The sequence below is a fragment of the Hyphomicrobiales bacterium genome (assembly GCA_039989895.1).
In the GTDB taxonomy this organism is placed as follows: domain Bacteria; phylum Pseudomonadota; class Alphaproteobacteria; order Rhizobiales; family JACESI01; genus JACESI01.
The window spans coordinates 89,102-115,576 of the sequence record JBDXGY010000004.1; the positions used below are offsets into that span (position 1 = coordinate 89,102).

The window sequence follows — 26,475 nt, forward strand, 5'->3', positions numbered from 1 at the left end:
GTTGTCATCAAAAATTCTCCGCTAACCATCGCCCCATGCGACCAAAATAGCCGCCTGTTCCAGTCATATCTCTTGATTGGGGACTGGAGCGGTTAGGCAACCAGCCAATATCTTGTTTTGAATCAGCCGTTTGTGGGTAAATCATTAATCCAACGATTGATGAAAATGCCGCACTGCGCGCTTCTGTCGGAAGACCGGACACGCCGAGTGGCCGCCCTAGGCGAACATTTTTACCGAGAATCGAACGCGCCAATTCAGTCATACCTGTCAGCTGACTTGCACCACCTGTTAAGACAACACGGCGCCCCACCAGGGCCGCAAAACCTGACGCATTTAAACGGTCACGAATAAGCTCAAGTGTTTCTTCAACACGTGGGCGAATAATTTTAGCAAGCATCGATGGAGAAACATCACCGCTAATACCGCTTTCATCACCAATTTGCTGAAAAGGCACAGAAACAAAATCATTCACTATTCCAGGCAGAACACTACCGTGTTTCACCTTAATCATTTCGGCTTGCCGCAAAGACGTTGAAAGTCCACGGGCGATATCCATCGTCACATGCTGCCCACCAAGAGCCAGACCATCGCAATGGACGAATTTACCTTCCATGAAAACAGCCGCCGTTGTTGTGCCGCCGCCAAGATCAATACAGGTAACACCAAGTTCAGCTTCGTCACCAGCAAGACAAGCAAGACCACTTGCATAGGGCGAAACAATAAAGTCTTCCACCGCCAAATGGCAGCGGTTAACAGCAACTTCAAGATTGCGGAGTGATGCATCATTAGCGGTCACAACATGCATATCAACTGCAAGGCGCTCACCTATCATACCGCGGGCATCCTTAATGCTGCGATTACCATCAATGGCATAGCCGATTGGCAGGGAATGAAGAACCGCTGCATCGTCCTGAGTTGAATGGTTACGTCCCGCTTCCAAAACCCGCCGAATATCGTTTTCAACCACATCCTGGCCGGCAAGCGAGACACTGGCAGAAAAAGCATTGCTGTGCATCCGGCTTCCAGAAACGTTCACTATAAGCGATTCGATGGTCATACCAGCACGGCGTTCTGCGGCGTCCACAGCCAATCTGATAGCCTGTTCAGCCTCATCGAGATCAACCACAACGCCGCCCTTGATGCCGCGAGAGCGCTGATGACCAAAGCCGATAACATCGACAACATGGGTTCTGCCAGAAAACTCGATACCATCATGCTTTGGATGAAGCCGCGCAATGACACAGCAAACCTTCGCGGTTCCTACATCCAAAACGCTGATGACCGTCGAGCGGTTGGCCCGCAAGCCTTTGTTTTTTGCACCTGATTTAGATCCAAATTGCAGCATTAGATTTTTTTCTCCTTGCTGCGCGCTTCTTTACGGCGCTTCAATGTGGCCCGTCGGTTGACCAATGCCTCATCTGACAAACGCATAACCATGCGATCAGTCAATCGCATGTCAACACTGATCAAATCTTTGGAAAGAATAGACTTTTCTTCATCAAGTGTGAGTAATTCCACCAAAGCTTCACGCACCCCGTCTTCCGGCAATTTTATGGTGATTTTGTTGTCCAGCAAAATATCCCACCGCCGCTCTGAATGGAGCATGGATGCCTGCACGCGGCTGCGCAAAGCTGGAAACTCATCTATCAATGCTAAGAATTCCGGGCCTTTGCGCTGAGCCCCATGGCCAACAACAATAGGAAGGCTGCCATGTAATTCTTTTTGAAAATCATCAAGAACAAGCCCGTCATTATCGACGATCGATACCACTCGCCCGCGCTGCCAAATCGCAAAGGGTTCTCGTTCATTGAGTTGAATTGTTAGTTTGCCTGGGTAAATCTTACGCACCGATGCCGATTTTACCCAAGGCTCGCGCAAAAGCGTTTGATGAGCGCTTGCAACATCGAATGTCACCATAGAAACACCGGGTGATAATCCCAATATATCGAGAATATCCCGTACCTTCATATAACGATGACCAGAGATCGTGACTGAATCCACATCAAAACCAAGAGAGGCTGTAACGGTTGAAGTCACAGCTGCTGCATGACCACCAGCGATAGCCCCGTAAGTCGCAAAAGCGCCAATAATGCCAGCACTCGCAAGTGTCATCGCAAATTTTGGTAAAGTTTCAACCCGCGCTTGAAACCTGTGGAACAGTCGGCGCACAAAAAGTTGGCGCCGAGAAAGGTTCCTACCCTTCTCAAAGCGTTCTTTTCGCACATCGTGCGGTATTCGTTGCTTTTTATTGGCTATCGCCCGCAACTCGCATCCTCCACCATCCAACTGACAAGATCACTGAACGAGTGCCCCACATGAGCAGCCATTTCAGGAACCAATGACGTCGGCGTCATTCCGGGCTGGGTGTTTACTTCGAGACAAATAAGATCGTGATTACCATCCGCTTTTTCATCAAAACGAAAGTCTGCACGACTCACTCCACGACATCCCAGCGCAAGATGCGCCTTGGAAGATAGATTCTGTATACTTTGGTAAATATTTGGTAAAATTTTTGCCGGAAGAACGTGTTTTGACCCTCCTGGTGCATATTTAGCATCATAATCGTAGAACTTGTGATCGATTGAAACAATTTCGGTCACATCGAGAGCCACACCATCCATCACCGCGCAGGTCAATTCACGTCCAGCCACATAGCGTTCAATCATGACTATATCACCATAAGGCCAATTACTCGCCATGAGTTGTTGTGGCGGATGATCCATATCTTCGCCCACAATCAAAACCCCGAATGAAGACCCTTCATTCACAGGCTTCACAACATAAGGCGGCGCCATCGGATGTTCTTTTGCAGCCTCTACACGGTGCATGATGCGATGCTCGGCCACAGGAACCCCCGCATCTTTCAAAACGGCCTTGGCACGATCCTTATTCATGGCCAATGCAGAAGCCATGACACCTGAATGAGTATAAGGAATATCCAAAACCTCTAAAATGCCCTGTATCGCACCATCTTCGCCAAAGGGCCCATGCAGCGCATTAAAAGCAACATCAGGCTTTAACGAAGACAGCACAGCGGCCACATCACGGCCAACATCAACGCGCGTCACTTTATAGCCCGCCTCCTCCAGCGCTTTTGCGCATTCACCACCGCTAGACAAAGACACTTCACGTTCTGAAGCCCACCCCCCCATCAGGACAGCTACATGCTTTTTGCTCATCATAAATCCCTTAAATTAAAATAGAGACCCCCAAAATGTATGATTCGGGTTAATAAGTTAAAACATAATCGTCAGTTTCGTTGGCAATCTACAGCCGCAATGCTAATATGAAAGCATACCAAAAAAGGTAAGTGATAAGAAAAAAGGGGAAGCATACAATGGAAAATCTAATAGCACAGCTTGTTGGTGGTGCAATTGGCGGCACAGCGGGTGGTAAAGTGAATTCTGGTGGCTCAATGGGCGGCATAGGAAATCTTGTCGCTGGTGCAGTTGGCGGCGTTGGCGGCGGTCAATTACTTGGTGGTCTTTTAGGCGCAGCCGGTGGTGATGCAGCTGGTGGCCTAGACATAGCAGGGATGGCCAGCAACTTAGTCGGCGGCGGTGTCGGTGGCATGGTTGTACAGATGGTCGTTGGCATGGTCATGAAGAAAATACGCGGCTAAAGCTAAGCCTCTTTCACTAACGAAAGAGTATAGTTCATAGATAGCTACAAGCAAGAATAGAGAGCATGTCTGAGATGGAATTTCAAAAGGACATGCTCTTTTTGAGAAAATAATTTACAATCATAGAATAGAACACGACTTATCACAGTTTACTTCACAATCGCTTGATAATGCAAAATTTCGAGCCAACTTAATTAATTTAGAAATATTTTATTATATTCTTTAGCCTACATAGATAACTCATAGTGCAGTATACATGTGGACTGAAAATATGGAGAATATTCTCATGACGACCGAAGAAAACAAAAAAGAAAAACCAATGCCATACAGAAGCAACACTGAACGTCGCAGTGGAATAGATATCCGTAGCGAAGATCTAAAAAAGCAACAAGGCGAAAGACGTTCTGGTACGGAGCGCAGACGATAGGCGTCTATTAATCCACATAAAGAAAAAACCGCAAGGCAACCAATCTGCGGTTTTATAAATGACTTCTTAGCGAACTACGCTTAGGTCTAAAGAACAAAACCTTCAAGATTTTCAAACATTAGATAATCACCAATACCCGCAACAACCAGCTAGTAAGACCTACATTCATGGCACAAAGCATCATTGGCGGCCATGAGCACAAATCTACGTCTGGTATTCTTCGTCGGTCACCGGCTCCATCCAATCAGCATGCTTACCTTCCAACGCTTCCTGTATAGCAATATGGCACATCGCATGATCGGGTGCAGCGCCATGCCAGTGTTTTTCCTCTGGCGCGATCCAAATCGTGTCACCTGGTAAGATTTCTTGAATAGCTTCGCCTTGCTTTTGAATGAGGCCAACACCAGAAAGAACATAGAGCGTTTGTCCCAGGGGATGAGTGTGCCAATTAGTGCGGGCACCAGGTGAAAAACTAACACGCAAGGCGCGCACTCTGGCTGGTTCGGGTGCTGTAACGATGGGATCCATCATGACCGTGCCTGTAAAATACTCAGCATTGACAAATGTGGTTGAGCGGCTGTTCGCTTTGTGGATATCCATATGGGGTCCTTACGGTTTATATTTTTTCAAACAACTACAACAAATCATGGAAGCTATATTGAGCCAAGGTTTTTTAATGTTTTCAGATCGTGCCCCACTCATAGAGACGGATGTACGTAATCCCATAAACACAAAAGCCGCAAGTCATCTAACCTGCGGCTTTAAAACTAATCATGTAACTTGCAGCCATTAAGCGCCGAGAATAAAACCCTCAAGGTTTTCAAGTGTCAGATAAACGCCAATGCCCGCAATCAACGCACCGGTAAGGCGCGCATTCATGGCAGTTGCTTCACTGGCCTTCATCATATGTTTCACAACATAACCCGCCCCAAGCGCGATGCCATATTGAATAACGCCAAGGCCAAGCAAATAACCAACCAACACCGTCGTCCCGACAGCTACTTCTTGCGTTGCGATGGAATCACCGAAAGCTGAACCGTGGAAAAGACCGAAGCCTGCAAAAAGCACCAATGCTGAAACGATACCAAGCGCGCGACCGGAAAGCACAACGCCGCCGACCACAAGAAGCGATAAGCCGATAACAACTTCTTTGATCGGAAGACCCGAACCAAAGCTCATCATCAAACAACCAACGACCATAGCCACGATATAGGCCGCAGGCGCAAGCCGTGCAAAGCCTGTGTAAAGGGCCGCAACCCCGACAGCGATGACAAAGAATAGATGGTCAAAACCCAAAAGCGGGTGACCCACACCAGACAAAATACCATGTGTGAATGTTTCCATCGGCAACCCGCCGAGTGGGTGGTGAGCAAATGCAGGCGTTGCAAATGTCGCAAGGCTGGCCGCTGCCAAAATATATTTTTTCATGAGAAATCCCCTTCGCAGTTGTTTGAAGAGAGGCTTATCGTCAGAAAGAGAAAAACATTCTTTCACTTTCCCACGGAACACCCCGTCCGTCGTTTAAAGCCAGCCCAAATGTGGGCTGTTGCTCGGCTGGTCTCCTGGCTTACGGGTCAAAGCGATTTCATCTCCTTCCCGACAGCTGTCAGTGGTTTTTGATGAAACGCTCTCCGCTTACAGTCGCGGGGGCGGCTGCAGATTAAGGCCCCGACTTGGGTCGTCCCCTTCTGCATTCCCATTTGATCCCCAATGCATAAAGCACCATGCGGGGAACCGAACATTTTCCAATTGCAATCAATTTGCCACAAAGGTCAATGCCAAAGTCGCAATCAAAGACGACTTTTCTACTGACAACGCAAAAAGAAGAACACTTCGCTTTGTTAAGACGCGAGAACGTTTATAATGTGAGAAGCAATAAAAGTAAGGAACGTTATGACAAAGCCAGATATCCATTTTGATAAACCTATACGTGGCCGCATATACGACAGTATTTTAGAGACGATCGGCAATACCCCGCTTGTGCGCATTCCCACTCTTGCCGCAGAACATGGCGCGCTCGGTGACATTTGCGTTAAATGCGAGTTTTTCAATCCCATAGCCAGTGTGAAAGACCGCATCGGCGTGAATATGATTTTGGACCTTGAGCGTCAAGGCATAATCAAATCAGATACAACGCTGGTTGAGCCAACCTCCGGCAACACCGGCATTGCGCTTGCCTTTGCCGCTGCCGCGCGTGGCTATCGCTTGATTTTGACCATGCCAGAAAGCATGTCTATTGAACGCCGCAAAATGGTGGCTCTGCTTGGTGCGGAATTGGTGTTGACCCCACGCGAAAAAGGCATGGGCGGCGCCATCGCCAAAGCCGAAGAATTATTGAGTGAAATTGATGGCGCGGTTATGCCAAGCCAGTTTTCCAATCCCGCCAATCCGGAAATCCACAAACAAACCACAGCCGAAGAAATCTGGAATGATACTGGCGGCGATGTTGATGTAATTATCGCAGGCGTTGGCACCGGCGGCACCTTCACTGGCCTTGGACAAGTGCTCAAAGCCCGCAAACAAGATATCAAAATGATCGCAGTAGAACCCACAGCAAGCCCTGTCCTATCAGGTGGTAACCCCGGCCCTCATATGATCCAAGGCATTGGTGCTGGCTTCGTGCCTGACAATATGGACACGTCTTTCATGGATGAGGTCATTCAGGTCGACAATGAAAAAGCTTTTGAGATCGCTCGTCTGGTTGCAGCAAAAGAAGGCCTTCCTGTTGGCATTTCATCAGGCGCCGCCATCTTTGCAGCTCTAGAGGTCGCAGCCCGCAAAGAGATGCAAGGCAAACGCATCGTCGTGATCGCTGCCTCTTTCGCTGAGCGCTATCTCTCAACAATATTGTTTGAAGGTTTAGGCGAATAAAACATTGAGCGAAACATCTTGGTTCTTTGGTTATGGGTCGCTTGTTAATTGCCACACCCATGATTACCCCGACCCTAAGCCGACAACATTAAAAGGTTGGCGGCGCAGATGGGTGCAAACGCCTGTGACCAAATTTTGTTTCCTCAGCGCCAACCCTATTGGACAAGGGGCAATCGACGGGCTGATTGCGCGTGTGCCCAATGATGATTGGCAAGCGCTCGATATACGCGAGACATCCTATATCCGCCATCCAGTCGGCAACCTTGTTGATCCTCCAACTGTGGCTGAAGAAATTCAGGCCTATTCGGTTCCACCAAAAACCTACGACATAACCTCAGAGCCAAAACCAATTTTGCTCAGTTATCTTGATGTCGTTTTAATGGGGTATGACAGAGTTTTTGGCCGTGAGGGGGTAACAAAGTTTATTCACACGACCGACAGCTGGGAACGTCCCATTCTCAATGATCGCAGCGCTCCAATTTATCCTCGCCACCAAACCTTGACCCCAACCGATCAGGTTTGGATTGATGAGCTTTTGAAAACATTGCCGTCCCATTTAATATAAAAAACCCGGGAGCGCATCGTGCGACCCCGGGTATTTGTAAGCATGGTTGCAACAATAAAGCCGCTTATTTGAACTTCTTGATCTCACCAGTTTTCAGGCGAGTGAGATATGAGCTTAGTTCAGTCTTCACAATTGGCATCAAGAAATAAAGCCCCGTGATATTGACAACCGCCATCGCAAAGATCGCAGCATCTGAGAAATCAATCACTGGACCAAGCTGAGCCGCAGCACCAATCACGATAAAGACACAGAAAATTATTTTAAAAACCATCTCTTTATTTTTGCCTTCACCAAAAAGGTAAGTCCACGCTTTCAACCCATAATAAGACCATGAGATCATTGTTGAAAATGCAAACAGAATAACCGCAACGGCCAGCACATAAGGGAACCAGCTAAGACCAGAAGCAAAGGCTGCCGATGTCAATTCAACTCCTGATGTCCCGCTTGCGGTCTTGATTGTACTGCCTTCGACGACATAAAGTCCTGTGGTTGGATCAATCAATAACTGACCAGAAATGGTGATGACCAAAGCTGTCATCGTACAGATAACAACGGTATCAATAAAAGGCTCTAACAGTGACACAAAGCCTTCTGTGATCGGTTCTTTTGTACGCACTGCTGAGTGAGCAATCGCCGCAGAACCAACACCCGCCTCATTCGAGAAGGCGGCGCGCTTGAAGCCTTGGATCAAGGCACCAACAAAGCCGCCAGCAACACCAAGACCAGTAAAGGCGCCATCAAAAATCTGTCCGAAAGCCCAACCAATTTTATCAAAATTTATAATCAGGATAATCAAAGCAGCTCCCACATAGATGATCGCCATGAAAGGCATTACTTTATCGGTCACTTTAGCGATAGATTTAATGCCCCCAACAATCACAGCATAAACAACAACAGCAAAAAACACACCGGTTATCCAGCCGGGAAAATCTCCCGTAATGCCCGAAATCTGGGCATGGGCTTGATTGGCCTGAAACATATTACCGCCGCCAATTGCGCCCAGAATACAAAAAATAGAGAAGACAACAGCGAGTATCTTACCACCTGGTATGCCGCGCTCAGCAAAACCCTTGGACATATAATACATAGGACCGCCAGACACCGAACCATCGGCATATTCATTGCGGTATTTCACACCAAGCGTACATTCCGTAAATTTAGTGGCCATACCCAAAAGACCAGCCAAAATCATCCAAAATGTTGCCCCCGGTCCGCCAATACTGACCGCGACAGCAACACCGGCAATATTACCAAGTCCAACAGTGCCAGACAGCGCCGTTGCCAAAGCCTGAAAGTGACTAACCTCACCAGGGTCCTTTGGATCAGAATATTTTCCTCTGACAATCTGTAGAGAATGAGAAAACGCTCTGATTTGAATAAACCCAAAATACAGCGTAAAAATCGTTGCAGCGATGACCAGCCACATCACGATCCATGGAAAACTTGTTCCCGGAATAGGCGCAAAGATAAGGCTAACGAAAGGTCCCGTTATTTCCGCAAAAGCAGCATTCACTGCTTCATCTATTCTATGCACCTCTTGTGCTGCAGCAACACTTGAACTCAAACCAAGCACTGCAATCGTCGATAAAATAATATTTCTCATAGTATTCCGCCCCTAATTAGTAACATGAGCGCTTGAGCTCATGCCAATATCCGCACAGATACTCTGCGCGCCCTAGCCTTACATAAAGTATAGTATTTTTTTTGATTAAAAAGAAAGGGCATCAAAATTTAACGTTACACAAGAAGTATAACTTCCAAGGCATGACGCTTATCCCTGCCCCATAAATTCAGGTACTTCAACACCTTCTGGCCACAGGCCAAGCCGTTTGATTTCCCAGTGCAATCTAACGCCGGAGTTTTCCAAAACGCGCGCGCGCACGGTTTCGCCAAGCGTCTCCAGATCAGTGCCCGTGGCGCTTCCTGTATTGATCATGAAATTACAATGCATCTCGCTCATTTGCGCGCCGCCAACCAACAAACCACGACAGCCCGCCGCATCAACCTCTTTCCATGCGCTCGTGCCTTCAGGGTTTTTGAACGTCGAGCCACCGGTTTTTTCTTTTACCGGTTGCACTGTCTCGCGGTGATGCTGAACCGCATCCATCTGCTCGCGAATAGCTTCTTTATCAGCCGGCACACCTTCATAAAGTGCCTCGGTAAAAATCAACTCATCCGCCGCTTGTGAATGACGATAAGAATATCCCATATCGGCATTGCTAAACACATGACGCTTCCCTTTGCGATCAAGGGCCACCACCTCAACCACGCGATCTTTAGTTTCTGTTCCGTTGGCGCCTGCGTTCATGCGAAGCGCACCGCCAATGCCACCGGGGATACCATGATAAAAGGCAAAGCCATCAAGACCATTATCAAGCGCAAAAGCCGCAAACCGCTTGTCAGGGATCGCCGTACCCGCACGGATATGCGTTTCCCCTTCCATCGCAACAGCGCCAAACCCCTTGGCCGAAAGGCGGATCACCACACCGGGAATACCACCATCACGCACCAACAAATTTGACCCGATACCAACCACCATGACCGGCACATCAGCAGGTAAATTTTCTAAAAAGAAAGCAAGATCAGCTTCATCAGCCGGTTGGAACATAAGCTGTGCAGGACCACCAACACGAAACCATGTCAACTTGCTCATATCAGCATTGGCCGTCAATCGCCCTCGGATTTCATCGCTCCATGGCCGAAAACTAGGCAGCAGGTCAGGAAAGGCCATGATCAAGCATCTCCAAGAGCTGCTAACTCGTCTGGCAATTTATACGCCCAAGCCGTTATATTACCCGCACCTAACAGCATCACATAATCACCGGCGCTCGCCTCAGCAGCAACAATCGAGGCAAGGTCTGAAGGGCCTTCTGTAACGAGCACATTACGATGACCGCCTGTGCGCAATCCATTGGCCAAACCATCACGATCAGCCCCTTCAATCAAGGTCTCTCCTGCCTCATAAACCGGAGCAACGATAACTGTGTCAGCATCATTGAAACAGGTACAAAAATCATCAAACAAACTATGAAGTCGTGAATAGCGATGCGGTTGCACCACGGCGATCACCTTGCCTTGTGCTGCCGCGCGCGCAGCTTTTAGCACACTAGTAATCTCAACGGGGTGATGACCATAGTCATCAAATATCTCGACGCCTTTCCATGAACCAGTATGGGTAAAGCGACGTTTGACACCAGAGAATGAAGCAAGCCCGTCACGAATATCATCGGGTGATATGCCCAACGCATTGGCAACCGCAATGGCCGCCGTAGCATTTGAGACATTGTGGTGGCCAGGCATTGGCAAAAGCAAATTGGGTATTTCGATTTCTTCGCCTGAGCGCCGGTTATTTAGTGTCACAGTAAACCGAGTAGAGCCACCTTCAGCGCGTACGTCACTAAAGCGCACATCAGCTTGCGGGTTTTCACCGTAAGTCACAATACGTCGATCAGCGATTTGACCAACCAGCTGCTGCACATCAACATCATCCGTACACATCACCGCAAAACCATAAAACGGCACATTTTCGACAAAGCGCGTAAAGGCTGCTTTGATGGCATCAAAATCACCGTAATGATCAAGATGTTCCGGGTCCATATTAGTCACCACAGCAACGTCAGCGGGAAGCTTCACGAAGGTTCCATCGGATTCGTCAGCCTCCACGACCATCCAGTCACCATCTCCCATGCGCGCATTGGTGCCATAGGCATTGATGATCCCACCGTTGATCACAGTCGGATCTTTTTGTCCTGCTTCCAACAGGGCTGCGACCATAGAAGTTGTCGTTGTTTTGCCATGGGTGCCGCCAATAGCGATAGCTGATTTGAAGCGCATCAATTCTGCCAGCATTTCCGCCCGTCGCACCACCGGTAAAACCCGGTCACGTGCTGCCATCAGTTCCGGATTATCCGCTTTAATAGCTGAAGAAACCACGACCACCTCGGCATCACCAAGGTTATCTGCGTGATGGCCAACTTTGACTTCGATTCCCTTACCACGAAGGCGCACAACATTAGCGCCATCCGACATATCAGATCCCTGCACCGTGTAGCCAAGTGTCTGCAGTACTTCCGCAATCCCACTCATGCCAATACCGCCAATGCCGACGAAATGAACCGGTCCAATATTTTGCGGCATTTTCATGAAGGCTTCTCCTAAATTACCTTAAACTTCTTCGACCACGTTTTGATCGAGTTTTTGCCCTGACGCAAGCGCTACTGCTGCATTTGCCAATCGTTGTGCAGCATCTGGGCGCCCTTGCGCTTTAGCTTTCGCAGCAACATCCGTCAAAATTGACTGATTCCCCATCAAGCGTATCAATTCAACTGCCAACCATTCAGGCGTCATCTCGCTTTGCTTTTTCATCCATCCTCCGCCGCTTTCAACCAGTGACGCGGCATTCGCAGCCTGATCATGGTCAAGGGCATGTGGATAAGGAACAAGAATAGCAGGCCGGCCGATCACAGCCAATTCCGCTGTTGTTGACGCGCCTGAGCGACAAATCACCAAGTGACTATCAGCGATACGTGAGGGCATATCATCAAAGAACGTCGCCACATCTGCGCGCACATCCATCACATCATAAGCTGAGCGCACCGCTTGTTCATCTTCTGCTCGCGCCTGTTGTACAATTTTCAAACGACCACGCGAGCTATCATCAAGCAAACCAATTGCCTTTAGCACAACAGCAGAAAAAAATTGCGCCCCCTGACTGCCACCAAAAACAGTGAGATGAAAATCACCATCAGACTCAGGAGCTTTATAGGTATTTTTAGCCGCATCCAAAACCGTGTCACGCACCGGATTACCGGTATAAATTGTCTGCCTCATCATGCGGGAAGAAAGCGGCAGACCAAGAGCCACAGCTTTCACCTTATTGCTTAAAAGCCAATTCGCTCGGCCAAGAACCGCATTTGCTTCATGGATCATTGTCGGCACACCCTTGGTAGCAGCCGCCATCACAGGCGGCACCGTTGGATAACCGCCAAAGCCCACCACAACATCAGGTTTTGTCTTACTGATAAGGCGACGACCAGCAAGATACCCCTTACCCAGAGACAAAACAGCCTTTGCCAATTTCAATGGATTACGACCAGCGAAAGTCGCCGATGGTACTTTATGTCGGACCGAAGCTGGAAAATCAGCAGCATAACGCTCGATGCGTTCATCTGAGACAAGATGCACATCAAAGCCGCGCCGGATCAATTCACTGGCAAGCGCATGTGCAGGAAACAAATGTCCTCCTGTGCCCCCTGCGCACAAAAGGGCGCGCTTCTTATTTTTATCAATTTCCATAGAATATTACGCAGCCATACCAGTAGGCACACCATGTTCCTTACGCGGGTTTAAACTCATTCGTGATGGCTTGGGTCGCTTTCGCGAAAGACCAAGCACCATCCCCATACCAGTCGCAATAGAAAGCATCGACGACCCACCATAAGAGATAAATGGCAAAGTCATGCCCTTGGTTGGTACAAGCTGCAAATTCACCGCCATATTGATCGCAGCCTGAACACCAAACATAATGATCAACCCCCCAACGGCCAAACGGACAAAGGTATCATCTTGACGGAAACCTAGATAAAGCCCGCGCATAACCAAAAGCATAAAGAACAGCACGAGGACAAGACACGCTATGATGCCAAACTCTTCACCAATCACGGCAAAAATAAAATCTGTATGGGAGTCTGGAACATTGCGCTTCACAACGCCTTCTCCCGGTCCTCGACCATACCATCCGCCACTGAAAAAAGCCTCAAGTGCTTTTGTCACCTGATAATTATCGCCGGATTCAGGATTAATAAAGCGGTCGATACGTCCCGTGACATGAGGAATAAATAAGTAGGCCGCCCCCATCCCTCCCATGCTCATAGCACCAAGAATAAAAATCCAGATCCAAGATAAACCAGCCATGAAGAAAACCGCACACCATGTCAGTGTTATAAGTGCCGTTTGACCAATATCTGGTTGCGCCACCAAAAGCGCCCCGAAAATAACCAAAAGAACCATGGCAAACACATTACCTGGAATTTCAGGACGGCGCGCATTTTCAGAAAAGAACCAAGCGATCAGCAAAATAAAAGCCGGTTTAACAATTTCAGAGGGTTGCAGCGAAAATCCTGCCAATGATATCCAGCGGCGTGAACCTTTCACTGCATCACCAGCAAAAAGCGTGTAAACCATAAGCCCAATACCGGCACAAAACATCAAAAGAGCAAAACGCCTTATGAGCTTCGGCGGCAAAAACGAAACACCAAGCATCAGCCCAATGGCTGGGACAGCAAAAAATGCATGGCGTTTGACGAAGTAATTGCTGTTAAGACCAAGCTGTTCAGCAGTGGCAGGACTGGCCGCAAATGATAATATCAAACCAATAAAAATCAACCCGATAAGACCAAAAAGCATAGGTTTATCAATGGTCCACCACCAGTTAGCAAACAATGATCTATCAGCTCTTGAAACCATAAACGTCCCTATTCTCTGCCCACGCGTAAATTTTATCTGCTTCGCAGCTCTATTTCAATGCCAACCGAACTGCATCCTTGAAGGCATCGCCTCGCTTTTCAAAACTCACGAACTGATCCCAGCTAGCACAAGCTGGAGACAATAATACGGCAACCGTTTGATTGTTTTCCACTACGTGAGATAACGCCATTTCAACAGCGCTCTTGGTCGCATTGTCTATAGTCCCACATTTTGAAAAAGCTACCTTACCTTCAAGAATATCAGCGAAACTATCTGTTGCTTCACCAACCAAAAAAGCGTGCATGATTCTAGGAAAGAAATCGTTAAGATTCTCAATGCCGCCGTCTTTTGCCAATCCACCCAATATCCAATAAATCTCATCAAAACTCGCAAGCGCATGAGCGGCAGCATCCGCATTGGTTGCTTTGGAATCATTGACAAAAACAACACCGTTCTTTTCCGCGACCTGCTCCATCCGATGTGCCAATCCTGGGAATGACGCAAGGCCTGCTTGGATATCATCATCGTGTAGGCCAGCTTTTCGGCACACAGCATAGGCCATGGCAGCATTTTGCAAGTTATGCTGACCGCGCAAGCTGGCAATGTCAGTAACATCTGCAACCGGGCAGCCCTCAGCCAAGATCACATTGCCATCAACTGTAATATCCCCATCATCAACAACAGAGACACGCTCTAATGAGACACCTTTCGCCTCAACATTCTTTGATATTTTCACAGAGAAATCATCATCGACGCCAATGATCGCATGGTCAGCGTTCAATACAAGTCGGGCTTTCACATCAGAATAATTTTCTACCGTGCCATGCCGATCAAGATGATCGGCGCTAATATTTAAATGAACACCGATACTGGGCTGCAAGGTTGGCGCCAAATCAATCTGATAAGACGAGCATTCCACCACATAGGCTTTGTCTGATGATAGCGCATCAAGCGTTAATACAGCGCGCCCAATGTTCCCGCCCATCTGCACATCAAGTCCTGCGTGCGATAAAATATGAGCGATCAGTGCCGTGGTGGTCGATTTGCCATTGGTGCCCGTGATAGCAACAAACTGACTGTCAGGTGCTATTGCCAGTCGCTCACGATTGAAAAGCTCAATATCACCGATAATTTCGATGCCAGCAGCATGCGCTTTTTTCACGCTCCAATGCGGCTCTGGATGTGTTAGCGGCACACCGGGCGATAAGATCAAAGCATCAAAGTTGCTGAAATCAACATCTCGAAAATTAGCGGTTTCAATGCCTTCATCATTGGCGGCTTTGGCACGCGCTTCATTATCATCAAATGCCAAAACCTTGGCACCACCTTCAACAAGCCCCAAGGCAGTCGCTAGCCCTGAGCCGCCAAGGCCGAAAACCAGAACAGACTTATTCGCGAAAGTCGTAACCGCAATCATGCTTATCTAAGTTTCAATGTAGTCAGGCCAATCAGCGCCAAAATGAAAGCAATAATCCAAAAACGGATCACGACCTGCGGCTCTGTCCAACCTTTTTGTTCGAAATGGTGGTGAATAGGTGCCATGCGAAAAACACGCTTGCCTGTTGTTTTATAGGACGCCACTTGGATGATAACTGACACAGCCTCAAGCACAAACAAACCACCAATAATGGCCAAGACAATTTCATGTTTGGTCGCAACCGCAATCGTACCAAGCGCACCACCAAGACCAAGCGAGCCTGTGTCGCCCATAAAGATAGCAGCAGGCGGCGCATTAAACCACAAGAAGCCAAGCCCCGCGCCAATAATCGCACCGCAAATAATCGCAAGTTCGCCCGTTCCTGCGACATTATGAATTTGGAGGTAATCAGCAAAAACCGCATTACCAGACAAATAAGCAATAAAGCCAAATGACCCCATGGCGATCATCACTGGCACAATGGCCAAACCATCAAGACCATCCGTTAAATTGACGGCATTCCCTGTACCCACAATCACGAAGGCTGCGAATGGAATGAAAAAATATCCAAGGTTCAAAACAAAGTCTTTGACGAAAGGAAAAGTCAGGCTGGTCGCAAAAGAGGCATCTCCTTGATTTCCGATATACCAACACGCAAGGCCCGCAATCACAAATTCGAGCGCAAGACGTAATCTTCCAGAAAATCCTTTGTGACTTTGTGTACTCACCTTCAGATAATCATCGTAAAATCCAATGGCACCAAACCCAAGCGTCACAAAGATCACCATCTGAACATAGGGATTGCTCAAATCAGCCCAAAGCAGAGTTGAGACAAAAAGCCCCAACAAAATCATCAACCCGCCCATGGTCGGCGTTCCGGCCTTGGCTATGATGTGCGTTTGTGGACCGTCATCACGGATAGGTTGCCCTTTGCCTTGGCGAACGCGCAAAGATTTTATGATCATTGGTCCAAATAAGAACACAACCAACATCGCTGTCACAGTGGCAAGGCCACCGCGAAATGTGATGTATCTAAATACATTCAATATTGGGAAACTATCAGAATATTCGCTAAGAAGTAGGAGCATTTTATCGCTTTGGTTGAGTTATCAAAATCTAGTCACAAGCAAGGTATTTTGAGGTCAACACATCAACCAACAACCCCATACGACTACCTAATGAACCTTTGACCATAACCACATCCCCTTTTGCAACCGCTTGGGGTAATATTTCTGCCAAACTATCGGAGGTTGCTGCATATTTCCCCTGCATTTTCACAGGTAGGGCGTCCCAGAGGGCTTTCATGTGAGGACCACTTAGAAAAACAAGATCGATATCAGCACCCAAAAGGGGCGCTAAAAGGTCTGCGTGAAGTGCGTCGCTCTCAACGCCAAGCTCGCGCATATCTCCCAAAACAGCAATGCGCCGCCCTCTTTCACCGACTGCGGCCGCGCCCAAAAGCCCAATAGCCGCACCCATTGAGGCTGGGTTTGCGTTATAACTTTCATCAAGCAGCGTAAAAGAGCTGTCCTCAATTACAAGTTCCAAGCGGGCACCACGTCCCTTCTGCACCTCAAGCCCGCCAAGGGCTTTTAGACCATGCTCAACATCACAGCCCGCCAAATGAAGCGTGGCTGCGACAGCCAAGGAGTTTTGCACCAAATGGCGTCCCGGCGCACTCAACTGATATGAGACCTCTTTACCAAAAACACTAGCCTGCACAAGGGAACCATCAGCCTGCAAATCAACATCCAAAAGCGCAACATCACAGCCCTCGGTCTCCCCGAAGGTGACAACATCAACGCTCGCCTCAATGGCCAGCGATTGCAAAAAGTTAAAATGCTTGTTGTCACGGTTCAACACCGCTTTACCACCAGCTTGAATCCCAGTAAAAATTTCCGCTTTTGCGCGGGCGATTTCCACTTCACTATCGAAAAACTCAAGATGAACTGGTGCCACAGTGGTGATGATCGCTACATCAGGGCGCACCATATCGACCAGCGGAACAATCTCACCGGGGTGGTTCATCCCAATTTCATAAATCCCAAAGTCAGTATCAGTCGGCGTGCGCGAAAGAGTCAGCGGCACACCCCAATGATTGTTAAAAGACGCGACCGAAGCATGGACACCTCCACACCCACCAAAGGCAAGCCTCATCATTTCCTTTGTACCGGTTTTTCCCACACTACCCGTCACCGCAACAACCCGCCCTTTAAGGCGCGCACGCGCAGCACGGCCAAGTTGTTCCATCGCACTCAAGACATCATCAACAACCAAGAGTTTCGCGGCATCCGCTTTCAAACCGTCAAGCTTATCATGGGCGACGACAGCAAGAGACGCACCTTGCTCAATCGCACCATCAACAAAATCATGACCGTCAAAACGATCCCCTTTAATGGCAAAGAACAAATCGCCCCCACCTACAGTGCGGCTATCAATCGAAACCCCTGTGATCGAAACATTAGAAGGTCCATGGCACGCACACCCAAGAGCTGCCGCCACATCACCGCTCAACCAAAGCTGTTGTTGAGGTTCATTATCATTCATTGAGAGGCATTTCCTATTTCAAGACTTTTCTGTGTCACCCTTTGTCAGCACTAAGCGCTCGCGCCACCACTTCGTGATCGCTAAAGGGCAGAACTTTATCACCAACAATCTGGCCTGTTTCGTGCCCTTTACCCGCAATCACCACAACATCACCGCTCACGGCATTTTCAATCGCATGGAAAATAGCTTTTTCTCGATCCCCAATTTCCATGCCGTCCGGCACCTTTGCCAAAACAGCAGCACGAATGCTGGCCGGATCTTCACTGCGTGGATTATCATCCGTCACAATCACTCGATCAGCACCTTTTGAAGCCGCCGTCCCCATCAACGGGCGCTTACCCATATCGCGATCACCACCAGCACCAAACACAACAGTGAGATGATGGTCGGCATAAGGCCTGAGCGCCTCAAGTACATTTTCTAGCGCTTCCACTTTGTGCGCATAATCAATAAAGACAAGCGCACCGGCACTATTAGTACCCATATATTCAAGCCTACCCGCTTCGCCTTTTAACTCTTCCAATGCGCTACATATGGTCTCCGCTGACACATCAGTAGCAAAGGCCTGTGTTGCTGCAACCAAAGCATTAGACACTTGAAACAAGCCAACAAGCGGCAAGAAGACATCGACCGCCCCCTCACCGAAATCAAGTTTTAAACGCTGCCCAAATCCCTCGCGCGTCATAGAAATCAAGCGAATTGAATTTCCCTTGCTGCCTGTCGTAAGCGCGCTGCAACCTGCTGCCAGACCATGCGCCAAAGCCTCTTCACCATAAGGACTATCCGTATCAACCACAATCGGCGCACCCTTGGGTAAGAGCCGGTTAAACAAAGCCATTTTCGCGTTGAAATAATCTTCGATTGTCTCGTGATAGTCCATGTGATCACGACCAAGATTGGTAAAAGCACCAATCGATACTTGAACCCCATCAAGCCGATATTGATCAAGACCATGACTGGAAGCTTCAAGCGCTAAATGCGTCACGCCAGCGCGCGCAAGACGATCAATCGTCTCATGCAATTGAACCGGGTCAGGGGTTGTCAGGCTGCCGTAAACCGTCTCGACAGGACTTACCACACCCACAGTGCCAATGCTTGCCGCTACTTTGCCCGCTTTAAGCCAAATCTGGCGTAAGAAGGCAGCAACCGACGTTTTTCCAGCCGTGCCAGTGACCGCAGCTATCGTCGCTGGTTGGGCAGGATAAAATTGCGCAGCCATTTCGGCGAGGCCAAGTCGTGCATTACGTGTAATGAGTGTTGGCACATGATAGCGCGCATCTTCTTTGTCGCACAAAATAGCAACCGCGCCGGCTTTAATCGCTTGTTCTGCAAACAACGCACCATCGCTGTTCACGCCTTTAAGGGCCGCAAACACAAACCCAGGTTTGACCGCACGACTGTCAGCTGTCAGGCCATGGACCTCACAACCATCTATATTGCCAACAATCTCGGCATCTTTTGGAAGGATATCGGACAAAAGCATGAGAAATGCTTTACGTCACTTAGCGACGATAATCAATCGCGGACAAAACCGGCGTGTCATCAAGACGGGGAGCAACCCCTAATGTTGTTGCCACACGACGGATAATAGCAGCTGTCGTAGGCGCGGCATTCAACCCTGCTGTTGCAGAGCGCTGTCCTTCAAGCGGTTTTGGCTCATCTATCATCACCAACATCACATAGCGCGGGTCATCTATAGGAAACGCCGACAGGAATGAGTTTAATTTCTTCTTCGATGAATACTGACCATTGACCACTTTTTCGGCAGTTCCTGTTTTTCCACCAACAGAATAACCCTCAACTTCCGCACGACGGCCAGACCCTTTTTCGACATTCAACCTAAACAAATAGCGCATCTTTGCGCTGGTATCGGGTGAAATAACTTGTGTTGCCAAATCATTGGCGTCTTCAACATTGCGCGGTCGGAATGTCGGCGGAATAAGCTTGCCGCCATTCAATATAGCAGCTGCAGCTGAGAGAGTTTGCAATGGTGTTACCGACACGCCATGACCGAACGAAATAGTCATGGAAGAGAGCTTTTCCCATTCTTTAGGTGAAAGTGGGTTGCCGACTTCAGGCAATTCATGCCTTGATTTCTCAAACAGACCAAGACGAGTCAAAAAATCACGATGTCCGTTAGGTCCCACCTCAAGCGCCATTTTGGCTGTTCCAATATTGGATGAATAAATAAACACTTCCGGCAAACTTAAAACGCGCCTTTTGGCATGAAAATCACGAATTTTTAAACCGCGATGAGTGATCGGCTTACGAGCATCAAAGCGTGAACTCATATTAACCAGCCCACTATCAAGCGCCATAGCCGTCGTGATGGCCTTGAATGTAGAGCCCATTTCAAAAACGCCCGCGGTAGCTCGATTGAGTGTATTACTATTGAATGTCCCGCGAATATCGTTTGGATCATAATCAGGCAAAGAAGACATCGCCACAACTTCACCCGTATTTGCATCAAGAATAATGCCTGTCGCAGCCGCAGCTTTATAACGCACCATTGCCTTGGAAAGTTCATCACGCACAACATGCTGCACACGCATATCAACAGAAAGCGATACTGGTGCCATGCGTTCTTCTGGGCTCAGGCCAACTTCACGCAGATTGTCGAGCCAATTATCGTCGACAAATTTTTCAAATCCAGCAATACCACGATTATCAATATCGACATAACCCACCATGTGAGATGCGACACGTCCACCAGGATAAAAACGCCTCGTTTCACGCTCAAAAGTTAACCCTGGAATACCAAGATCCAAAATCCTCGCTTGTTGCGATGGTGTCATCTCACGTTCGATCCAGACAAAGTTACCTTTCCCCTTCAAACGTTTTAAAAGTTTCTTCTTATCAAGCGATGGCAACACCTCTTTTAACAGATCAAGCGCTTCAGCTGGATAGGCAATTTTTTGCGGGTCTGCATGCAGTGAATAGGTAGTCAAATCCTTGGCCATCACCTCGCTGTTGCGATCAACAATATCAGGACGTGCAGTCATCAGACCATTGCTCACACGAACACCAGCACGGGTCTCACCGCTTAAATCAGTCATTGCAAGCGTGGTCAGCTTTGCGCCAATAACGCCATAGACTGCGACAAAAACCAAAGCCACCAGAACCAAACGACTCCGGCTCAGATCAATGCGCTTTTTCTTGGAACCAACAAGAACAATAGACGCCTCGTCAGAAGAAGCATCAACGCCTTCAGCATCGCTAAATCTATCTCTAAAAACTGTGCCTGGCGTTTGCATAATCTATAACCTGTTGGTTCTATTGAATATTAGTGTTTGTTCCGCCGGCATACCCACCAAGCGCACTTCCATCTTGAAACGGCGAAAGATCTATTGGGCGTTGCGGCAACTCATCCAACGTAATAATTTGATCGACTTTGAGCGGCTCAAGTTGCAGCGCATCTGCGTGTCTCTCAGTTAGTTCTTGCAGACGTGATGGCTGAGTGAGAACACTCAAATCTGCTCCCAAAAGATCGATCGTGTCGCGCTCATTTTGGATTTGACGATTCAACTCAACCACCTTTTGAGAGGCGTCTTCAGCTTGCCGCTTTATCTCAAAAGTATAAGCAGCGCCCGCGACCATAAAGACGATCAATAAAACACTCATCAAACGACGCATCACATATTTCCTTCTAATGAAAAGGGTAACAACGGCACGCCGAGCGCGCGCATATCAAGGGCACGAGGCTGTGCATCAAGACGAAGAGCGGCTCGCAATTTTGCAGAACGCGCACGTGGATTAATTTGAGATTCAGCCTCACCAGCAGCAAGTGCACGGCGCGTCATCTCTTTGAACGTAGGTGTGGCCACATCGACCACCGGCATATGCCGTGAACCACCGCCTGATATCTTCGCGCGATCACGCAAAAAACGCTTCACGATACGATCTTCCAATGAATGAAATGTCACCACCACAAGCCGTCCGCCTTCACGCAGAATATTTTCAGCCGCCACAAGCGCCCGACCCAATTCTTCGAGTTCGCGATTTACAAAAATCCGCAAGGCTTGAAAGGTGCGCGTGGCAGGATGAATTTTATCATCATGCTTTTTGCCAACAGCAAATTCCGCAATCGCAGCCAGCCCAGCTGTGGTTTTAATCGGAGCTTCTTTGCGAGCGGTTACAATAGCATGCGCCACATAGCCTGCCTTTTTCTCTTCGCCCAACGTTGCAATAATGCGCTGCAAATCTGATTTTTTAAATGTGTTCACTACATCAGCCGCACTTGGTCCGACCATTTCCATGCGCATATCAAGCGGCCCATCATGGCGGAAAGAAAATCCGCGCTCTGCCTGATCGATCTGCATAGACGAAACACCGATATCAAGCACCACGCCATCAACCTTTTCCAACCCAAGCGAACGGGCATGATCATCAAGATCGCCAAAACGCCCCTCAACCAGTGATAAAGCGCCCTTCGCCTCATCAATCAAAGAGGCGCCATTGGCAATCGCGGTTGGGTCACGGTCCACGCCGATCACTTGGCCACCAGCATCAAGAATGGCACGACTGTAACCGCCATTACCAAATGTACCATCAATATAAGTTCCGCCTGCAAGTGACCCACCAATCGGCGCGAGATGCGTGAGCACCTCATCAAGCATGACTGGTATGTGGGGTTGCTGACTCATTTCGACGCACCTCCGGCACGCATATCGCGGATACGGGAACGTACGTCGCTCATATAATCATTGAATGTTTGCGGCGCCCAAAGCTGAAAGGACGTACCCCGTCCCGCAAAAGTTACTTCATCCACGATCCCCGTGTGGGAGCGGATGGCATCCGTCAAAACAATACGGCCATCACCATCAATTTTCAGGTAATCGCTGCCTGCATAAAAATGCGCACTCCAGTCATCATAATCCCGAGAAAAAGGATCCATCTCATTCATGCGAGCCTCTAGCTGCCCCAGCAACCCCTGACCACCCGCAATAATTGACGACGTCTCTAAAGACAGTTGCGTGTATATCTGCTCATCCCCCAAACGCTGCAATACGGCGCGAAATGAAGGCGGCACAGATACGCGCCCCTTCGCATCTACCTTTTTCGTGTAGTTGGAAACAAACCGTTCCATGACGCACTCACACTCAACGCTACAAACAAAAAACTCTCACAGCCTTCAAGATCAAACCCGCAAGAAGCAGCCGCGACTTTGGTGCTCACTCCGGTTTAACTTCACCCAATCCGTCGCTTTAGTTGGAAAGACAACAATATTGGGAATAATTGGTATAACATGGGAAAGTCTGGGCGTCAATGGAATCAAGAAGTTTCAACAAGGTCATTCCACGAGAATTTTAAAGCAAATTCCAAAGCCATTTGCGCGTGCTTTCTCTAGCGGTTGAGAGCAAAATCATGCCCTCAAAGACTTAAAATGTGATTGAAAAATATTAAAAAACGTCAGTTGACCTGTAAGCCGGGTTTTGTATGGCCTGTTGTTGCCAACAAACGTGGTAACCATTCATCTTGGTGCCTTGTTGCCAAGACACTCACGCAACCCACCCGAACAACTGGACTGGAAACGGCCCTGCATCTCTTAAAAGGGGCATAAACCCCGAAATGCGCGTTATTCCTATTCGGTCTTGCTCCCGGTGGGGTTTACCATGCCATCTTTGTTGCCAAAGACGCGGTGGGCTCTTACCCCACCCTTTCACCCTTACCCAACATGTTGGGCGGTCTACTCTCTGCTGCACTTTCCCTGAAACGCTTGCGCGTCCCGCCGTCCGTTAGACGGCACCGTGTTTCCATGGAGCCCGGACTTTCCTCTCACCTCACCTTTCGGATATAAGGCGAGCGGCTACCCGGCCAACTGACATGTGTGATGTGGAGGATTAGACGGAAAACGTCAAGAAGAGATCGCACAGCGCACGCCACCTCACAAGGCAATAATACCTTTTCGCATGGCAATCACCAGCGCCTGTTCGCGAGTGCGCGCACCCAGTTTTTTCTTGATTGAACCCATATGAAAGTTAATCGTTGCCGGCGTGACATCCATGCGTTCCGCCACCCGATCATTGCGCAATCCTTGCGAAAGCCACTTCAACACTTCCGTCTCACGCGGGGTAATACCCTCAGGATTATTGCAAAAACCAAACCAGGATTGACTGCACTGCAAACTGCTCGGCACACCAACCAAGTGACTGTTCAATAAAGCACCTGCAACTAATATTTCGGAACGATGCGCTTCAACCAACGCCCGACATTCTAAATCGGTCATTTTACCAGCCAAACATATACCAGCCATTCCTGAAAATATATCATTATGGAACGGCACAACAAACGAGCTATGGACACCTGCCTCATAACAGGCGCCCAACACTTTCAACTCTTTATCACTACCCGTGAGTTTTACCTGTGACGCACCACGATAACTATAATGAACTGGATTACTATTTTTAAGGCAATGCAAGACCAAAGGATCGACGTCATCGTAATGACGTCCAGCATAATAGGCCAAAAAATTACTATCCAGATTACTATAAAAACCTAGAAGTTTATCGTTTTTTTTGTCCAACGTACCATAAGTAACAGCTTCAAAACCCAAAGACTCAAAAAACCGCAAGCCAGCACGCCAAGCACAATCGTCAGTCTTACAAAGCGCAATATCGGTGGCAAAATCAGAAAGAATATTCTTCATATGAATTCATAAACCCCCATGAGAAAACCAAAAATTTCGACCGGCCTAAAAGCCTTATTTGCTAGACTAAAGTCTAAACCTATTAGAACTGATAGCTTGTGATTAGGCAAGTGTTAAGGATATACATAACATATATTCACGATTGCGTGATTATATATTCACGGTTATGTGATTATTTGTTTTAATATTCAGCTTCCCCCCCGAATATTATGAACCAGCTTTATACTGAGCTGCTGAAACGGGACAGGCCCTTAAAGCCAGTCCCGTTTTTGTTTTTTCAACAAAAGTTAAGCCTAAAAATTCTAACTGCCACTCAAGCAAATAGTCAGTCCACCGCCGGCAATTTTTTAATCAAATGATGCAATGTCGCAATGGTTGAGACATCCGCAACACCATCAACTTTTGATTGGCGATAATGGCGCTGGAATGCAGTGACAACATCTTGAGTTTTTTCATCAAAAATACCGTTAACATCAAGACCATAACCGTAAATCGCAAACATCGACTGAAGCGCGGCGATTGGCTCTCCCTGCTCACCCAATTGAAAAAATCGTCCGTCCCCCAAGGGCTCTTCAGGCACCCAATGACCAATGCCAGCTTCATACAAACGGTCCCAAGGAAATAATTCACCCGGATCTTCTTTGCGTGAGGGCGCAATGTCAGAATGGGCTAAAACCCGTTCGGGCAAAATATTATTACGCATACAAATATCACGCGACAGACGAATTACGGCTTCAATTTGCGAATCAGCAAACGGCACATAACCATGCTCATGGCCGGGATTTGATATTTCTATACCAATGGAGCGCGAATTATTATCTTCCTCACCCTTCCACGATGAAACACCTGCATGCCACGCTCTTTTTGATTCGGGCACCGATTGAACAATCCGCCCATCTTCAAAAACAAAATAGTGGCAAGAAACTTTACTAATTTCCATGCACAACCATTTGAGAGCCTTTTCACCCTCTGGCATGCCCGTGTAATGCAGCAAAAGTATATCCGCCGGCCCGCCTTCGCGTTCATTCACATTGGGCGCAAAGCGCACCTCATCAACATGCTCACTGTCGGGCTCAAACAAAACCTCACTCAAAGCCCGCGTTCCTTCTGCAAAGTATCATAGGCCGCATTGATTGCTGCCATTTTATCATTGGCAATTCTAACAAATTCCGGTGGCACTCCGCGCGCAATCAGACGATCTGGATGGTTTTCCCCAACCAGTTTGCGGTAATGCTTACGCAGTTCAAAGTTGCTCCATGACATATCAGCGCCCAACACATCATAGGGGTCATTGCGCCCGCCTTTCACATGTCGTGATTTAATCGCTCCAAAAGCTTCATCCTCAAAAGCAAAAATACGAGCCACCTCTTCAATGAAAGCCAATTCGTTTTCATGAATAATGCCATCTGCTTCCGCAATATGAAAAAGCCCATCAAGAATGTCTTCTAAAATATCAGGCTCATTTTCATAAATTTTCAAAATTTGCCGCGCATAGGCATCGAAACCCGCAATGTCTTGTTTCGCAAGATTGAACATCCGCGCTACATTCGCTGCATCAGCTGGCTGGATATCGAAAATCTCTTGAAAAGCCTCAATCTCGTCATCGGTGACGACACCATCAGCCTTAGCCATTTTTGCCGACAAAGCAATCATCGCAACAGTAAAGGCAACCTGGCGGCGCTCCGGACTATCAGACACGCTTGTGATAAAATTCACGATCCCTTCAAGGGCACCTGCAATCGGCCCTGCGGTGGCAACTGAGGACATAACATCCGCAATCTTCGTCCAGATACTCATCTCACTACCTCCAGCCCCTTTACAACACCGTAGCCACTATTTAAGCGACTCTCGAACATCTGACGAGTAATTTTCGCAAAACCTCGATCACAATTAGGTCTTACTCAAGGGAAACCAA

General features: G+C 48.1%; 25 protein-coding genes, 1 other RNA gene and 1 riboswitch. Of the genes, 4 read left to right on the top strand and 22 right to left on the bottom strand.

Annotated features, from left to right (window positions below; genetic code table 11):
- Positions 1-7: 7 nt before the first annotated feature.
- The 3 genes from ftsA to ABJ081_03770 all read right to left on the bottom strand — a co-directional run bounded on the left by ftsA (position 8) and on the right by ABJ081_03770 (position 3,179).
- Positions 8-1,345 (bottom strand): cell division protein FtsA, encoded by a 1,338-nt coding sequence (gene ftsA / locus ABJ081_03760; GenBank protein ID MEP6355777.1) that lies wholly within the window; start codon positions 1,343-1,345, stop codon positions 8-10.
- Complete coding sequence (locus ABJ081_03765) at positions 1,345-2,169, bottom strand: cell division protein FtsQ/DivIB (protein ID MEP6355778.1); 825 nt, start codon at positions 2,167-2,169, stop codon at positions 1,345-1,347. The genes ftsA and ABJ081_03765 overlap by 1 nt, the downstream gene beginning before the upstream one ends.
- 83 nt (positions 2,170-2,252) lie before the next feature.
- A complete protein-coding gene (locus ABJ081_03770; protein MEP6355779.1) occupies positions 2,253-3,179 on the bottom strand; it encodes a D-alanine--D-alanine ligase in 927 nt (308 codons plus the stop codon).
- A 158-nt stretch (positions 3,180-3,337) separates the two neighbouring features.
- Between ABJ081_03770 and ABJ081_03775 the strand changes: the two genes are divergently transcribed.
- Together ABJ081_03775 and ABJ081_03780 are read left to right on the top strand one after the other, a co-directional pair.
- Positions 3,338-3,622, top strand: coding sequence for a hypothetical protein (locus ABJ081_03775; protein ID MEP6355780.1), 285 nt, complete (start codon positions 3,338-3,340; stop codon positions 3,620-3,622).
- A 286-nt stretch (positions 3,623-3,908) separates the two neighbouring features.
- Complete coding sequence (locus tag ABJ081_03780; protein MEP6355781.1) at positions 3,909-4,049, top strand: hypothetical protein; 141 nt, start codon at positions 3,909-3,911, stop codon at positions 4,047-4,049.
- Between the two features lie 204 nt (positions 4,050-4,253).
- Here the strand turns inward: ABJ081_03780 and ABJ081_03785 are convergent, their stop codons facing one another.
- Together ABJ081_03785 and ABJ081_03790 are read right to left on the bottom strand one after the other, a co-directional pair.
- Positions 4,254-4,649 (bottom strand): cupin domain-containing protein, encoded by a 396-nt coding sequence (locus ABJ081_03785; GenBank protein ID MEP6355782.1) that lies wholly within the window; start codon positions 4,647-4,649, stop codon positions 4,254-4,256.
- Positions 4,650-4,838: 189 nt separating this feature from the next.
- Positions 4,839-5,477 (bottom strand): HupE/UreJ family protein, encoded by a 639-nt coding sequence (locus tag ABJ081_03790; protein ID MEP6355783.1) that lies wholly within the window; start codon positions 5,475-5,477, stop codon positions 4,839-4,841.
- Between the two features lie 106 nt (positions 5,478-5,583).
- A riboswitch (cobalamin riboswitch) is annotated at positions 5,584-5,803 on the bottom strand.
- Positions 5,804-5,942: 139 nt separating this feature from the next.
- On the opposite strand from ABJ081_03790, the gene cysK reads away from it, so the two are divergent.
- Complete coding sequence (gene cysK / locus ABJ081_03795) at positions 5,943-6,920, top strand: cysteine synthase A (protein ID MEP6355784.1); 978 nt, start codon at positions 5,943-5,945, stop codon at positions 6,918-6,920.
- 4 nt (positions 6,921-6,924) lie between these two features.
- On the top strand, positions 6,925-7,485 hold the full coding sequence (locus tag ABJ081_03800; protein ID MEP6355785.1) for a gamma-glutamylcyclotransferase family protein: 561 nt from the start codon (positions 6,925-6,927) through the stop codon (positions 7,483-7,485).
- Positions 7,486-7,549: 64 nt separating this feature from the next.
- On the opposite strand, the gene ABJ081_03805 is transcribed toward ABJ081_03800, so the two are convergent.
- The 17 genes from ABJ081_03805 to ABJ081_03885 all read right to left on the bottom strand — a co-directional run bounded on the left by ABJ081_03805 (position 7,550) and on the right by ABJ081_03885 (position 26,357).
- Positions 7,550-9,088: an alanine/glycine:cation symporter family protein gene (locus ABJ081_03805; protein ID MEP6355786.1), complete on the bottom strand. Its 1,539-nt coding sequence runs from the start codon at positions 9,086-9,088 to the stop codon at positions 7,550-7,552.
- A gap of 168 nt (positions 9,089-9,256) precedes the next feature.
- Positions 9,257-10,216, bottom strand: coding sequence for a UDP-N-acetylmuramate dehydrogenase (gene murB, locus ABJ081_03810; protein MEP6355787.1), 960 nt, complete (start codon positions 10,214-10,216; stop codon positions 9,257-9,259).
- Between the two features lie 2 nt (positions 10,217-10,218).
- Complete coding sequence (murC, locus tag ABJ081_03815; protein MEP6355788.1) at positions 10,219-11,628, bottom strand: UDP-N-acetylmuramate--L-alanine ligase; 1,410 nt, start codon at positions 11,626-11,628, stop codon at positions 10,219-10,221.
- Between the two features lie 21 nt (positions 11,629-11,649).
- Positions 11,650-12,780 carry an undecaprenyldiphospho-muramoylpentapeptide beta-N-acetylglucosaminyltransferase gene (gene murG / locus ABJ081_03820; GenBank protein ID MEP6355789.1) on the bottom strand — a complete coding sequence of 377 codons (1,131 nt, stop codon included), beginning with the start codon at positions 12,778-12,780 and terminating at the stop codon, positions 11,650-11,652.
- Positions 12,781-12,786: 6 nt separating this feature from the next.
- Positions 12,787-13,950 (bottom strand): putative lipid II flippase FtsW, encoded by a 1,164-nt coding sequence (ftsW, locus tag ABJ081_03825; protein MEP6355790.1) that lies wholly within the window; start codon positions 13,948-13,950, stop codon positions 12,787-12,789.
- Between the two features lie 49 nt (positions 13,951-13,999).
- Positions 14,000-15,367 carry a UDP-N-acetylmuramoyl-L-alanine--D-glutamate ligase gene (gene murD, locus ABJ081_03830; protein ID MEP6355791.1) on the bottom strand — a complete coding sequence of 456 codons (1,368 nt, stop codon included), beginning with the start codon at positions 15,365-15,367 and terminating at the stop codon, positions 14,000-14,002.
- Between the two features lie 2 nt (positions 15,368-15,369).
- A complete protein-coding gene (gene mraY / locus ABJ081_03835) occupies positions 15,370-16,455 on the bottom strand; it encodes a phospho-N-acetylmuramoyl-pentapeptide-transferase (protein MEP6355792.1) in 1,086 nt (361 codons plus the stop codon).
- 28 nt (positions 16,456-16,483) lie between these two features.
- Complete coding sequence (locus tag ABJ081_03840) at positions 16,484-17,914, bottom strand: UDP-N-acetylmuramoylalanyl-D-glutamyl-2,6-diaminopimelate--D-alanyl-D-alanine ligase (GenBank protein MEP6355793.1); 1,431 nt, start codon at positions 17,912-17,914, stop codon at positions 16,484-16,486.
- Positions 17,915-17,948: 34 nt separating this feature from the next.
- On the bottom strand, positions 17,949-19,397 hold the full coding sequence (locus ABJ081_03845; GenBank protein ID MEP6355794.1) for a UDP-N-acetylmuramoyl-L-alanyl-D-glutamate--2,6-diaminopimelate ligase: 1,449 nt from the start codon (positions 19,395-19,397) through the stop codon (positions 17,949-17,951).
- Between the two features lie 19 nt (positions 19,398-19,416).
- Positions 19,417-21,168 carry a penicillin-binding protein 2 gene (locus ABJ081_03850; GenBank protein MEP6355795.1) on the bottom strand — a complete coding sequence of 584 codons (1,752 nt, stop codon included), beginning with the start codon at positions 21,166-21,168 and terminating at the stop codon, positions 19,417-19,419.
- 19 nt (positions 21,169-21,187) lie between these two features.
- A complete protein-coding gene (locus tag ABJ081_03855) occupies positions 21,188-21,547 on the bottom strand; it encodes a hypothetical protein (GenBank protein ID MEP6355796.1) in 360 nt (119 codons plus the stop codon).
- Positions 21,547-22,557, bottom strand: a complete 1,011-nt coding sequence (gene rsmH, locus ABJ081_03860; protein MEP6355797.1) for a 16S rRNA (cytosine(1402)-N(4))-methyltransferase RsmH — start codon at positions 22,555-22,557, stop codon at positions 21,547-21,549. Before rsmH ends, ABJ081_03855 begins: the two co-directional genes overlap by 1 nt.
- Entirely contained in the window at positions 22,554-23,000 is a 447-nt protein-coding gene (locus ABJ081_03865; GenBank protein ID MEP6355798.1) for a hypothetical protein, read from the bottom strand. Before ABJ081_03865 ends, rsmH begins: the two co-directional genes overlap by 4 nt.
- A 319-nt stretch (positions 23,001-23,319) precedes the next feature.
- An RNA gene (gene rnpB, locus ABJ081_03870) (RNase P RNA component class A) lies at positions 23,320-23,736 on the bottom strand.
- A 62-nt stretch (positions 23,737-23,798) separates the two neighbouring features.
- Positions 23,799-24,560 carry a LuxR C-terminal-related transcriptional regulator gene (locus ABJ081_03875; GenBank protein MEP6355799.1) on the bottom strand — a complete coding sequence of 254 codons (762 nt, stop codon included), beginning with the start codon at positions 24,558-24,560 and terminating at the stop codon, positions 23,799-23,801.
- 325 nt (positions 24,561-24,885) lie between these two features.
- Complete coding sequence (locus ABJ081_03880) at positions 24,886-25,653, bottom strand: N-acetylmuramoyl-L-alanine amidase (protein ID MEP6355800.1); 768 nt, start codon at positions 25,651-25,653, stop codon at positions 24,886-24,888.
- Positions 25,650-26,357 (bottom strand): TerB family tellurite resistance protein, encoded by a 708-nt coding sequence (locus ABJ081_03885; GenBank protein ID MEP6355801.1) that lies wholly within the window; start codon positions 26,355-26,357, stop codon positions 25,650-25,652. The genes ABJ081_03880 and ABJ081_03885 overlap by 4 nt, the downstream gene beginning before the upstream one ends.
- Between the last annotated feature and the right edge of the window lie 118 nt (positions 26,358-26,475).